General features: G+C 70.7%; 12 protein-coding genes and 1 riboswitch. Of the genes, 8 read left to right on the top strand and 4 right to left on the bottom strand.

What is annotated here, in order from left to right; translation table 11 throughout:
- Window positions 1-273 precede the first annotated feature (273 nt).
- A complete protein-coding gene (locus CLV68_RS01680; RefSeq protein WP_121388869.1) occupies window positions 274-726 on the bottom strand; it encodes a DUF4442 domain-containing protein in 453 nt (150 codons plus the stop codon).
- A 49-nt stretch (window positions 727-775) separates the two neighbouring features.
- Window positions 776-864: riboswitch (ZMP/ZTP riboswitch) on the top strand.
- A 33-nt stretch (window positions 865-897) separates the two neighbouring features.
- On the opposite strand from CLV68_RS01680, the gene CLV68_RS01675 reads away from it, so the two are divergent.
- From CLV68_RS01675 to CLV68_RS01665, 3 genes are all read left to right on the top strand, one after another.
- Window positions 898-2,151, top strand: coding sequence for a serine hydroxymethyltransferase (locus CLV68_RS01675; protein WP_121388868.1), 1,254 nt, complete (start codon window positions 898-900; stop codon window positions 2,149-2,151).
- 163 nt (window positions 2,152-2,314) lie between these two features.
- Window positions 2,315-2,863 carry a MarR family winged helix-turn-helix transcriptional regulator gene (locus CLV68_RS01670; protein ID WP_246009623.1) on the top strand — a complete coding sequence of 183 codons (549 nt, stop codon included), beginning with the start codon at window positions 2,315-2,317 and terminating at the stop codon, window positions 2,861-2,863.
- A complete protein-coding gene (locus CLV68_RS01665) occupies window positions 2,863-4,518 on the top strand; it encodes an MDR family MFS transporter (protein ID WP_121388867.1) in 1,656 nt (551 codons plus the stop codon). Before CLV68_RS01670 ends, CLV68_RS01665 begins: the two co-directional genes overlap by 1 nt.
- 47 nt (window positions 4,519-4,565) lie before the next feature.
- Here CLV68_RS01665 and CLV68_RS01660 read toward each other — a convergent pair whose 3' ends face one another.
- Window positions 4,566-5,411: an intradiol ring-cleavage dioxygenase gene (locus CLV68_RS01660; RefSeq protein WP_246009622.1), complete on the bottom strand. Its 846-nt coding sequence runs from the start codon at window positions 5,409-5,411 to the stop codon at window positions 4,566-4,568.
- Between the two features lie 83 nt (window positions 5,412-5,494).
- On the opposite strand from CLV68_RS01660, the gene CLV68_RS01655 reads away from it, so the two are divergent.
- Window positions 5,495-6,163: an SMI1/KNR4 family protein gene (locus CLV68_RS01655; RefSeq protein ID WP_121388866.1), complete on the top strand. Its 669-nt coding sequence runs from the start codon at window positions 5,495-5,497 to the stop codon at window positions 6,161-6,163.
- 64 nt (window positions 6,164-6,227) lie between these two features.
- Here CLV68_RS01655 and CLV68_RS01650 read toward each other — a convergent pair whose 3' ends face one another.
- Window positions 6,228-6,725, bottom strand: a complete 498-nt coding sequence (locus CLV68_RS01650; protein ID WP_092779278.1) for an inorganic diphosphatase — start codon at window positions 6,723-6,725, stop codon at window positions 6,228-6,230.
- A gap of 321 nt (window positions 6,726-7,046) precedes the next feature.
- On the bottom strand, window positions 7,047-7,559 hold the full coding sequence (locus CLV68_RS01645) for a hypothetical protein (RefSeq protein ID WP_147459854.1): 513 nt from the start codon (window positions 7,557-7,559) through the stop codon (window positions 7,047-7,049).
- Window positions 7,560-7,580: 21 nt separating this feature from the next.
- Here CLV68_RS01645 and dacB point away from each other — a divergent pair, with 21 nt between their 5' ends.
- The 4 genes from dacB to hpt are packed head-to-tail and all read left to right on the top strand — an operon-like array spanning window position 7,581 to window position 11,843.
- A complete protein-coding gene (gene dacB / locus CLV68_RS01640; protein WP_147459853.1) occupies window positions 7,581-9,218 on the top strand; it encodes a D-alanyl-D-alanine carboxypeptidase/D-alanyl-D-alanine endopeptidase in 1,638 nt (545 codons plus the stop codon).
- A gap of 30 nt (window positions 9,219-9,248) precedes the next feature.
- Window positions 9,249-10,319 (top strand): zinc-dependent metalloprotease, encoded by a 1,071-nt coding sequence (locus CLV68_RS01635; RefSeq protein ID WP_121388863.1) that lies wholly within the window; start codon window positions 9,249-9,251, stop codon window positions 10,317-10,319.
- The gene (tilS, locus tag CLV68_RS01630) at window positions 10,316-11,284 is read left to right on the top strand and encodes a tRNA lysidine(34) synthetase TilS (RefSeq protein ID WP_121388862.1); all 969 of its coding nucleotides are present in this window, start codon (window positions 10,316-10,318) and stop codon (window positions 11,282-11,284) included. Before CLV68_RS01635 ends, tilS begins: the two co-directional genes overlap by 4 nt.
- A gap of 10 nt (window positions 11,285-11,294) precedes the next feature.
- Complete coding sequence (gene hpt, locus CLV68_RS01625) at window positions 11,295-11,843, top strand: hypoxanthine phosphoribosyltransferase (RefSeq protein ID WP_121388861.1); 549 nt, start codon at window positions 11,295-11,297, stop codon at window positions 11,841-11,843.
- Window positions 11,844-11,941 lie beyond the last annotated feature (98 nt).

The raw sequence follows: 11,941 nt of genomic DNA, 5'->3' as shown, positions 1-11,941 counted from the left end.
GTTCAGCGACAGAAGTTATCCACATCTGGATCTTGTGGGGCCCTGTTTCAAGATCCACTGTCGGGGGGTGCCGGTAGACTGGGCACTGGGACGCCCCCCGGTGTGGGTGGGGGCTGGGCCGGGTCGGGACCGCGTGCGCGAAGCGGGGGCGGTGGGGGTACCTGGGGTCGGTTGGGGTGACCTTGGGGTGGTGGCGCTGCCGGGGTGCGCGGGTGTGTGCGGGTGTGTGCGGGCGGGTGCCGTGGTGGTTGGGCTGGCCGGGGCGGGTTGCTGTTACTGGGGTTTGTGGGGCTTGAGGGTCCAGGTGACGGCCATCTCGGTGGTCAGGGTGCCTTCGGCGTTGTGGATGGTGCAGTCCACTGTGAACTCGGGGCGGGTGCCCGCGTCGAGTTCCGCGGTGACCTCGGTGGCGGGGCGGGTCAGCACGGCGGTGGCGGTCAGCGGGCCGAGGGCGAGTTTGCGGTAGTGGATCTCCGAGCGGACCACCAGCGGGGTCGCGCGGGCCATCTCGGCGGAGAAGGCGGCCAGGGCGAGGGCGCCGGAGGCGGTTTCGGCGAGGCCGAAGATGACGGCGGCGTGGGGGCCGCCGACGTGGTTGCGGTGGGGTTCGGGGTCGGGCAGGGAGCAGGTCACCTGAGTGGGGGTGACCTCGAGGAACTCCACGCAGGCGGTGGTCACCCAGGGGACGGTCTTCTTCATCGCGTCGGCGACCCAGTCCAGGCTCATGCGGCGAGATTACCCGCGAGTAACAAGAGGTGGCAACGGGTAGGGTCTTACCCAGAGTCGTTACTGGCGTGTACGGGTGGAAGTGACCACCGGGGAGCGGCTGGAGCGGGTGCGACACCGAACGCCTGGGTGTCACCGGTCCCGTCGCCGCACGCTCTGGAAGGAACGACCATGCACCAGCCTGGTATCCCGCACCTGGCCGCCGCCGACGCCGAGGTCGCGGCGCTGGTCGAGGGGGAGGCCCGACGGCAGTTCGAGAAGGTCCGGCTGATCGCGTCCGAGAACTACGTCTCCGCTGCCGTGCTGGAAGCCACCGGCACCGTGCTCACCAACAAGTACTCCGAGGGGTACGCGGGCAAGCGGTACTACGAGGGCCAGCAGTTCATCGACCCTGTTGAGACCCTCGCGGTCGACCGGGCCAAGACCGTGTTCGGCGTCGACCACGCCAACGTCCAGCCCTACTCCGGTTCCCCTGCCAATCTCGCTATCTACCTCGCGCTGGTAGAGCCAGGCGACACGGTCATGGGCATGGCGCTACCCGCGGGAGGTCACCTCACCCACGGCTGGGGAGTCTCGGCGACCGGTAAGTGGTTCCGCGCTGTGCAGTACGGAGTGCGCAAGGACACCGGTCGGGTCGACCTGGACGAGGTTCGCGAACTGGCGCTGGCCGAGCGGCCCAAGCTGATCTTCTGCGGCGGCACGGCCATCCCGAGGACGATCGACTTCCCCGGGTTCGCCGAGATCGCCAGGGAGGTCGGCGCGGTGCTGGTCGCCGACATCGCGCACATCGCGGGCCTGGTCGCCGGTGGGGCGCACCCGTCGCCGGTCGGGCACGCGGAGATCATCTCGACCACCACGCACAAGACGCTGCGGGGCCCGCGCGGGGCGATGCTGATGTCCGACGCCAAGCACGCCAAGGCGCTGGACAAGGCCGTCTTCCCCGGCTTGCAGGGCGGCCCGCACAACCACACCACCGCCGCGATCGCCGTCGCGCTCGGTGAGGCCGCCAAGCCCGAGTTCCGCACCTACGCCGCCGACATCGTCGCCAACGCCAAGGCGCTGGCCGATGCCCTGGTCGAGCGCGGGTTCGACCTGGTCAGCGGCGGCACGGACAACCACCTGATCCTGATCGACCTCACCGGCAAGGGCGTCGGCGGCAAGCCCGCGGCCAAGGTGCTCGACCGCGCGGGCATCGAGCTCAACTACAACTCGGTGCCCTTCGACACCCGCAAACCGTTTGACCCCTCCGGCGTGCGGCTGGGAACCTCGGCGATCACCACGCGTGGTCTCCGGGTCGAGCACATGCCCCAGTTGGCCGAGTGGATCGACCGGGCGATCGCGGCGGGTGACGACGCCGAGGTGGCCGCCGTGGCCGACGAGGTGCGCGAACTGCTCGCCGGGTTCCCCATGCCCGGGTGGTCCTGACCTGCGCTAACACCTGCTGAACGCCCGGTGTCGCGCAAGCGCGCCGGGCAGTTCGCCGGTGTGAGCGGGGTCGCAGGTTATTGGCTTGCGGTCCGTCACCCGAAAAGCGCATGCTTGTATCGACCAACTACTTGGATGATGCAAGCAACTCGGGAGGTGTCGGGTGACCGAAGCCGTCGCGGCCACGCCGGTCGAGCAGGCCACCGGCACCACCGCCGAACTCTCCGCGCGAGAGGTCGAACAGGGCCAGCGACTGGCCACCGTCCTGTTCGCCTTCGGCAAGCAGCAGGCCACCATCGCGGCGCGGATGAGCAAGGCAGGCGTCGACCGGTCCGCCATCGTGCTGCTCAAGAACCTCGTCGTCCTCGGCCCCAGCCGCTCCAGCGCGCTCGCCGAGGCGATCCACTCCGACCCGTCCACGGTCAGCCGCCAGGTCGCGACCCTGGTCAAGGACGGCCTCGTCGAGCGGCGCGCCGACCAGGAGGACGGGCGGGCCAGCCTGCTCGCCATCACCGAGGCCGGGGTCGACCTGCTCAAGCGCCAGCGCGCCGTGATGGCGCTGTCGCTGGCGAAGATGGTCGCCCACTGGGACCACGACGACCTGGACACCTTCGTGCGGTTGTTCGAGCGGTTCCTCGCCGACCACGCGGACTACCTGCCGACGCTCATCACCGAATGCGCCACCCACGCGCGTTCCGAAGGGGGAAAGTAATGTCAGCACCGGTTTCAGATGCCGCACCAGGGCAACTGAGCCACCGGCAGATCCTGACCGTGCTCTCCGGGCTCATGCTTGGCATGCTGCTCGCCGCGCTCGACCAGACCATCATGGCGTCGGCCATGAAGACGATCGCCGACCAGCTCAACGGCCAGACCATCCAGGCGTGGGCGACCACCGCCTACCTGATCACCGCCACCATCTCCACCCCGCTCTACGGCAAGCTGTCCGACATCTTCGGCCGCAAGCCGATGTACCTCACCGCGATCTCGTTCTTCCTGGTCGGCTCGGTGCTCTCCGGCATCGCCAACTCGATGTACGAACTCGCGGCCTACCGCGCGGTCCAGGGCCTCGGTGCCGGTGGCCTCATGTCGCTGGCGCTGGCGATCATCGCCGACATGGTGCCGCCGCGTGAGCGCAGCAAGTACCAGGGCTACTTCATGGCCGTCTGGGGACTGTCCAGTGTGGCCGGTCCGGTCGTCGGCGGTGCCTTCGCCGGGCTCGACACCTTCGCGGGTATCGAGGGCTGGCGCTGGGTGTTCCTGCTCAACGTCCCGATCGGCATCGTCGCGCTGATCGTGGTCGCCCGCCACCTCAACGTCCCGCACCGCCGCGTCCCGCAGCGGGTGGACTACTGGGGCGCCATCGCGCTCACCGTCGGCCTGGTGCCGCTGCTGATCGTCGCCGAGCAGGGTCGGGAGTGGGGCTGGGACTCCGGCCGCGCGATCCTCATGTACGCCATCGGCGTGATCGGGCTCGTCGCGTTCGTCTTCGTCGAGAAGCGCATGGGGGACGCGGCACTGCTGCCGCTGCGCCTGTTCCGCCGCCGGACCTTCGCGTTGACCAACGTGGTCAACTTCGTGATGGGCGTCGGCATGTTCGGCACCATGATGTCGCTGCCGCTCTACCTGCAGATCGTCAAGGGCGCGTCGCCGACCGAGTCGGGTCTGATGACGCTGCCGATGACCTTCGGCATCCTGGTGGCCGCGATGGGGTCCGGGCAGATCATCGCCAAGACCGGCCGGTACCGGAAGTTCCCGATCATCGGCCTGGGTGCCACCGCGGTGTCCCTGCTGCTGTTCTCGCAGGTCGGCGTGGACACCCCGATGTGGCAGGTCATGCTGGTGATGGTGCTGACCGGCGCCGGGCTCGGCCTGTGCATGCAGACGCTGATCCTGGCCATCCAGAACGACGTGCCGGTCAAGGACATGGGGGTGGCGACCTCGTCGGCGACCTTCTTCCGGTCCATCGGCGGCACCGTCGGCACCGCGGTCTTCCTGTCCATCCTGTTCAGCGTGGTTGGCGACCGGATCGGCGACGCGTTCGGCTCGGTGCGCGGCGACGCGGCGTTCACCGCGGCGCTGGCGCAGAACCCCGAGTTCGCGCGGAGCCTGGCGAGCGGGACCGGTGTCGACCTGAACAACACCGCGTTCCTCAACACCCTGGACCCGGTGCTCGCCCGGCCGATCCTGAGTGGTTTCGCCAGCTCGCTGGACACGGTGTTCCTGGTCGGCGGGATCGTCACGCTGGTGGCCTTCGGGTTGATCTGGTTCCTGAAGGAGACCCCGCTGGTGAACAAGTCCGGCATCCAGCGCGCCGCGGACGAGGCAGCGGAGGCCAACGCCGCCGCTCCCGCCGCCGCGATGCACTGATAGCTCTACCGAGCGGCCCCGCACTCATCTGAGTGCGGGGCCGTTTGTCATACCCGGACAGCCAGCGTTGCCGCGTAGCCGGCTGTCACGTCGCCGGACACGGTGGCGAGTTGGGTCTCGTAGCCGTCACCGAAGACGTTGTCGCGCTCCAGAGACGTCTGGGCGAGGTTGCGGACGCTCTGGGAGTAGCCCTCCGTGCCGTAGACGGTGGTGCAAACGTCCTTCGGTAGAGCCAACTGTGTCGTCTTCAGAGGCTCGCCCGCCTTGGTAGCCTCGGACAGGCTCGGGTAGATCTCGAAGTGGATGTGCGGCCACCTGCCGGAGTAGGCGGCGGGGAAGATGGTCGTGAACTTGACCTTCCCCTGTGGGTCGCTCTCCTGCACGCCGCGCAGGTAGTTCTCGTTCTCGATGCCCTTGCCGTACATCGAGTAGTTGCCGTTGATGTCGCAGTGCCACAGGTAGACCGCTGTGCCAGGAATGGCGGCGCAGGACTGTGCCGTATCGACGATCGTTAGCTCCACCGTCAAAGCAACGCCCTTGGCCGTGGTGGTAGAGCTACCGAAGCTGGATCGGATGTCGCTGCGGACGATCCCGCTCTCGGTCAACACATTCGGCCCGTTGGTCCCATCGGCCGGGTACGGGCCTCCGGTCTCCTGTGGGGTCTCGGTGCCACAGTCGGACGCGGCGGCCGCGCCCTGCGACTGCGCCACGGTGCCCGCTGTGGTCGTAGTGCTGGCGCTCATGTTGTGGCCCGTGTGATCGGTACCGCAGCCCGTGAGCGCTGCCAGACCCGCACCACCCATCAACGTCAACAAGCGCCGTCTGCCCAGGGTGGCCAGGTCGAAGGCGAGTCCCCGGTCGTGGTCTTCGGTGTGGTGGTCCATGACGCCCATGCTTCGACTGTTAACCAGGAACGCGCTGTGCACCGGCTGTGTAGGTCTCTGTCATCCTGGCGGGGGACAACGGGGGTGGATCGGTGCGCGTGGTGGTGGCGATCTTCGCCATAGGTGGGTTGCTGATCGCGGGCGCGCTCGCGCTCGGTGTCGCGATCGAGCAGCACCCGGCGGGCAGGCCCAGCGCCGCGCCGACGCCGGTCGACGGCAGGTGCAGGCCACCGGAGGGCCCGCTGAACCTCGCCGAGCCCGACCCGGTGGTGGCCGAGCGGGTCACCGTGGCCTGGGAGCGCGTCGAGCGGTGGCTGGTCGACAACGCCGCCGCGACCTCCGCGTCCTGGAACGCCCCGGCCAGCCGCACCGAGATGATCGGCCTGCAGCGCGACCTCGGCGTCCGGCTGCCCACCGCGCTCGTGGTCTCCCTCGGCAGGCACGACGGCGTCCGCCTGGACGGGTTCGGCTTCCCGCCCGCCTACCAGCCGCTGACCGTGCGGGAGATCCGCACCACCGTCACCGAGGTGTGCGCCGACCCGAACTGGCGCGAGGGGGACGTGCCCTTCGCCAAGGGCGAGTCCGGCAACTTCCTCTACCTGCACGACGGCGCCGTCTACCGCTACCCGGCGATGCAGCACCACGCCGACGACGTCGTCGACCTGCTCGACCGCACCGCGGCCAGGCTGGAGGGCGCCAACCCCGCCGAGTACCGCCCCGAGGTCGACGCACTGGGCCGCCTGCGCTGGGTCCGCGAATAGGCCGGGGAAAGCGAAAGCCCCCGGCACCGACCAGGGGTGCGCGGGGGCTCTTGGCTGCCTGCGGTCAGTGCAGGGTCAGGCCGGACTCCTTGAGCCGCGCGTAGGAGCGCTCGATCTCGGCCTCGGCCTCGGTGCGACCCACCCAGCTCGCGCCCTCGACGCTCTTGCCCGGCTCGAGGTCCTTGTAGACCTCGAAGAAGTGCTGGATCTCCAGCCGGTGGTACTCGGCCAGGTGGTGGATGTCGCGCAGGTGCTCGGTGCGCGGGTCGTGCGACGGGACGCACAGGACCTTGTCGTCGCCGCCCTTCTCGTCGGTCATGCGGAACATGCCGATGGCGCGGGCGCGGATCAGGCAGCCGGGGAAGGTCGGCTCCTGCACCAGGACCAACGCGTCGAGCGGGTCGCCGTCCTCACCCAGGGTGTTGTCGACGAACCCGTAGTCCGCCGGGTACTGGGTGGCGGTGAAGAGGGTGCGGTCGAGCCGGATGCGACCAGTCTCGTGGTCCATCTCGTACTTGTTGCGGTTCCCCTTGGGGATCTCGATGGTGACGTCGAACTCCACTGACGTGTCCTCGCTCCTGCTCGCTTCCTCTGCTACCTCACTAGTGTGGACCACGGTGTCGCCCCGGCCCGAACCGATCCGGGTGTGACGTTCACCGGGAGCGCAGGGGGAGGACGCGGGGTGCCGCAGCCGGGATCAGAGCACGGCCGGGATCGGGAACGAGCCCGGCGACAACCTGATGAACAGGGCGAACGTCTTCCTGACGTGCCGGACAACAACCCAGCGTGGCCCGCGGACGACGACGCGGCGTGGCCGAGCGTCGACGACGACCGCCCCGTCGGAGCACCCGAGTCGACCACTCGGAGCGCTCGCGGGCCCGCGTTACGTGACGAGACCCACGTCCGCGACACGCCCGGAACGGCGGTTCCACGTTCGAGTGAACCCGCTGACGCGGACGTGACCGTGCACGCGGGCAACCGCGGGCGGTTGCTGGACGGGCCGATCCAGGCCCCGTTCGCGCCCTCCGGCCCGCGCGACGGCGACAAGACCCAGCCCGCGCGCCGCCCCTCCGGCGACGCGACGGCGGCGTTCCCCGCTGGTCGCCAGGGGCAGGGCCGTCCGCAGGGTGGCCCGCCGCGGCCGCCGAGCGGTCCCCGTCCGCCGCAGCGCCAGGGCCCGCCCGGCCCGGGGCCGCAGCAGGGGCAGACCGGTCAGCAGGGCCTCGCCGGTCACCAGGGGTCGCCAGGTCAGCCGGGACAGCCGGGACAAGGCCAGCCAGGTCAGGGGCAGCCAGGACAGAGCAAGCCGGGCCTCACCGGTCTCCAGGGGTCGCCAGGTCAGCAGGGACAGCCGGGACAGGGCCAAGGACAGCCAGTTCAGGGGCAGACAGGGCAAGGGCAACCGGGACAGGGGCAGGTGGGTCAGCAGGGTCAGGTGGGCAGGCAGCGGCCGGGTGCGTGGCCGCCGCCGCAGCCGCCGCCGGGCCAGGCCGAGCGCACCCAGGTCATCCAGGTCGGCGCCGTCACCAGGGAACCCAAGCCCATCCAGCCCGTGCCGCCCGGACCACCCGGGCACCCCGCACCGGCCCAGTCGGGCCAGACCGCCCCGCAGCGGCTCGACCCGGCCGACGAGCCGGAGCAGCCGGTCGAGCGCCGCAAGCCGCGGATCGGCCTGCTGGTGGCGATGGCGCTGGTCGTCGTCGTGGTGCTCGGCGCGGCCGCCGCCGTCCAGTTCGTCCCCGAGCTGCGGGCCAAGCTGGGCATCACGGCCGCCGAGCCCGAGGTCACCATCGCGCCGCCGCCCGGCCCGGTGCAGTTCACGCCCACCCTCAAGGGCCCGGGTGCCGCCAACGCCGCGCCCTCGTCCGCCGGGGTGCGTGCGGCCCTGGCAGGCCCGGCGAGCGACCCGGTCCTGGGCACGCTCACCGGTACCGTCGTCGACCCGGCCAACGGCGAGGTCCTCTTCGCCCAGAACGCCGACACCACGCTGGTCCCCGCGTCCACCGCGAAGCTGCTGACCTGCGCGGCCGCGCTGCTGGCCCTCCCGCACGCCGCCCAGCTCCCCACCAAGGTCGTCGCGGGTGACAAGCCGGGAACCGTGATCATCATCGGCGGCGGTGACCCGACCCTGTCGTCGTTCGCCGCGGGCAAGAACACCGTCTACCCCGGCGCCGCCCACCTCGACGACCTGGTCGAGCAGGTCAAGGCCAAGGGGCCGGTCACCACCGTCCTGCTCGACCTGGACCGCTACTCGGGCGAGAGCATCGCCAAGGGCTGGATCCCCGCCGACGTGGCCGGTGGCTACATCGCGCCGATGGTGCCCGCGATGCTCGACGGCGGCCGGGCCGACCCGACCAAGGCCGTCTCGCCGCGCTCGGCCAACCCGGCCCGCTCGCTGGCCGAGGAGTTCGCCAAGCGGATCGGCGGGGGCGCGACCGTGCCCGCGAAGGCGACCGCGCAGGCCAAGGCCGACGCCCAGGTGCTCGGCGAGGTGCGCTCGGCGCCGGTGGTCGAGCTGGTCGACAACGTCCTGCAGCGGTCGGACAACGTGCTCGCCGAGGCGATGGCCCGCGAGGTCGCCAAGGCCACCGGTCAGCAGGCGTCGTTCGAGGGCGGCGCGGCGGCGACCATCAAGACCCTCAAGGACAACGGGTTCGACACCAGCACCGTCACCCTCGACGACGGCAGCGGTCTGTCCACCCTGAACCAGGTCAGCGCCGCGCTGCTGGCCGACGTGCTCAAGGTCGCCGCGGCGCCCGACGGCGCCGACCCGCGCACCGCCAAGCTCCGCCCGCTGCTCGGCGCGCTGCCGGTCGCGGGTGGCAGCGGCACCCTCGCCGGTCGCTACCAGGGTCCGGCCGCCGCGCCGGGCAAGGGCTGGGTGCGGGCCAAGACCGGCACCCTGTCCAGCGTGAACTCCCTGGCCGGGGTGGTGCTCGACACCGACGGCAGGCTGCTGGTGTTCGCCCTGATGTCCAACGGCTCGGTCCCCGGTGCCGCGCAGCCCGCGCTGGACGCCGTGGCTGCCGCGCTGCGCCAATGCGGCTGTAGGTGAGATCACCCGCGCTCCGGTAGCGTCGAGCAGGTGAACACGACCGGCGCGGACGTGGCGAAGTCGACCGGCGGGGCTCCTCCGGTCGACTGGGACCTGGCGGTCTCGACGGCGCGGCGGCTGGTCCGCCCCGGGCCGGTGGTGACCAGGGACGTCGCCGAGCACACGGTGAGCAGGCTGCGGGACATCACCGCCGACGCCGAGGCACATGTGCGCCGGTTGACCGGCCTCGGCGCGGACCTGCCGCTGCTGCCCGGTGACGTGGTCGACCGGGACCACTGGATCCAGGCCGCCGCCGACAGCATCGCCGCGCTCACCACGGACGCGTTGCCGAGCAGGCCGAGCCGGGTCGTCGGTGGCGTGCTGGCGGGCACGGCCGGGGTGCAGGCCGGGATGGTGCTGGCGTACCTGAGCAGCCGGGTCCTCGGCCAGTACGACCCGTTCGGCGGCGAGTCCGGCCGGTTGCTGCTGGTGGCGCCGAACATCGTGGCCGCGCACCAGGCGCTGGACGTCCCACCGGAGGACTTCCGGATGTGGGTCTGTCTGCACGAGTGCACGCACAGGCTGCAATTCACCGCCGTTCCGTGGCTGCGCTCTTACTTCCAGCAGCAGGTGGGCGCGTTCCTCGGTGGTCTCGACGACAGCGCTAACGGTGCCGTCGCGCGCCTCCCAGACTTGCTGCGCAGCGCCAGGACCAAGCCGGACCCCACCGCCTCCAGTGGCCCTCTCGGGCTCGTGGAGGCATTGCAGACCCCTGAGCAGCGTGCGGTGTTCGACCGTCTTATCTCCATCTCGACCCTCTTGGAGGGCCACGCCGATCACGTCATGGACGCCGTCGGCCCGATCGTCGTGCCGACCGTGGCCACGATCCGCGAGCGGTTCACCGTGCGCAGGCGCGGTGGGGGACTGCTCGACCGCGTGCTGCGCAACCTCTTGGGCGTAGACGCGAAGATGAAGCAGTACGCCGTGGGCGCCACGTTCACCTCGCACATCATCGGCGAGATCGGCATGGACAGGTTCAACGCGATCTGGACATCACCGGAGACGTTGCCGCTGAGGTCGGAGCTGAGCGACCCGGCCGCCTGGATCCGCCGCGTCGCGTGAGCACTGCCAAGCCCCACCCGGCCGTTGCCGACATCCGGCGGGCCGTGCGCGACCTGCTCGACGGGGTCGAACCCGAGGGCAGGATCACCGTCGCCGTGTCCGGTGGCGCGGACTCCCTCGCGCTCGCCGCCGCCGCGACCCACATCGGCCACAAGATGGGCCTGGCGGTCGTCGGCCTGATCGTCGACCACGGCCTACAAGCCGAATCAGCGCTCACCGCGTCCCGCGCCGCCGAGCACCTCGCGCACCTCGGGCTCGACGAGGTCCACGTCCTCCCGGTCGTCGTCGAGGGCAAGGGCGGCCTGGAAGCAGCCGCCCGCCGCGCCCGCTACGCCGCACTGCGCACCGCGGCGGACGGCGCTTGGGTCCTGCTCGGCCACACCCGCGACGACCAGGCGGAGACCGTCCTGCTCGGACTCGGCCGCGGTTCCGGCCCCCGGTCCATCGCGGGCATGAAGCCGCTGGACCACCCGTGGGCGAGACCGCTGCTCCGCACCCCCAGGACCACCACGCAGACCGCCTGCGCCGCGCTGGGCATCACCCCGTGGCAGGACCCGCACAACGCCGACCCACGCTTCACCCGCGTCCGCCTACGGCACGAGGTGCTGCCGCTGCTCGACGACGTCCTCCAAGGCGGTGTCAGCGCTGCCCTCGCCAGGACCGCGGCCCAGCTGCGCGAAGACCTAGCCGCACTCGACGCGATCGCCGCAGAAGCGCACACAAGGGCCAGCGCGGGCGGCGAACTGGTCGTGGCAGAACTCACCCCGCTACCCCCCGCCGTGCGGCGCCGCGTGCTGCGCACCTGGCTGACCCGGGCGGGTGTCCCCGAGCTGACCGACGCGCACCTGCGGGGTGCCGACGCGCTGGTGTCCGATTGGCACGGACAACGCGGCATCGCCCTGCCGGGCGGGTTGGTGGCTCGGCGTGCACGTGGCAGGCTCACGTGCACTGGTCGGGATGTGTGAGAGGGGAACCGTGTACGACGGCGACATCGCCTCGGTGCTGATCACCGAGCAGCAGCTCGACGAGAAGATCGCCGAACTCGCCAAGCAGGTGGGGCACGACTACCCGGAGAACGGTTCGGACCTGGTGCTCGTCGGCGTGCTCAAGGGCGCGGTGATGTTCATGACCGACCTGGCCAGGGCGCTGCCGGTGCCGGTGCAGCTGGAGTTCATGGCGGTCAGCTCCTACGGGTCGGCGACCTCGTCCTCCGGCGTGGTGCGGATCCTCAAGGACCTCGACCGCGACATCGCGGGCCGCGACGTGCTCATCGTCGAGGACATCATCGACTCCGGGCTCACCCTGTCCTGGCTGCTCAAGAACCTCGCCTCGCGCGGACCGAAGTCGTTGGAGGTCTGCACCCTGCTGCGCAAGCCGGACGCGATCAAGGTCGACGTCCCGGTGCGCTACATCGGCTTCGAGATCCCGAACGAGTTCGTGGTCGGCTACGGCCTCGACTTCGCCGAGCGCTACCGCGACCTGCCCTACATCGGCACGCTGGACCCGAGGGTCTACACGTCCTGAGCACCGACCCGGCCGCCTGAACTGGACCGATCAGGTAGTCGTGGGAACCATGCCCGTCGTGGGCACGTTGTCCCTGTTGCGCACCCAGCCGGCACTTC

It is taken from the genome of Actinokineospora cianjurensis, assembly GCF_003663795.1.
In the GTDB taxonomy this organism is placed as follows: domain Bacteria; phylum Actinomycetota; class Actinomycetes; order Mycobacteriales; family Pseudonocardiaceae; genus Actinokineospora; species Actinokineospora terrae.
The sequence above is the reverse complement of the archived record's forward strand: the minus strand, read 5'-3'. Positions and strand labels throughout refer to the sequence as shown.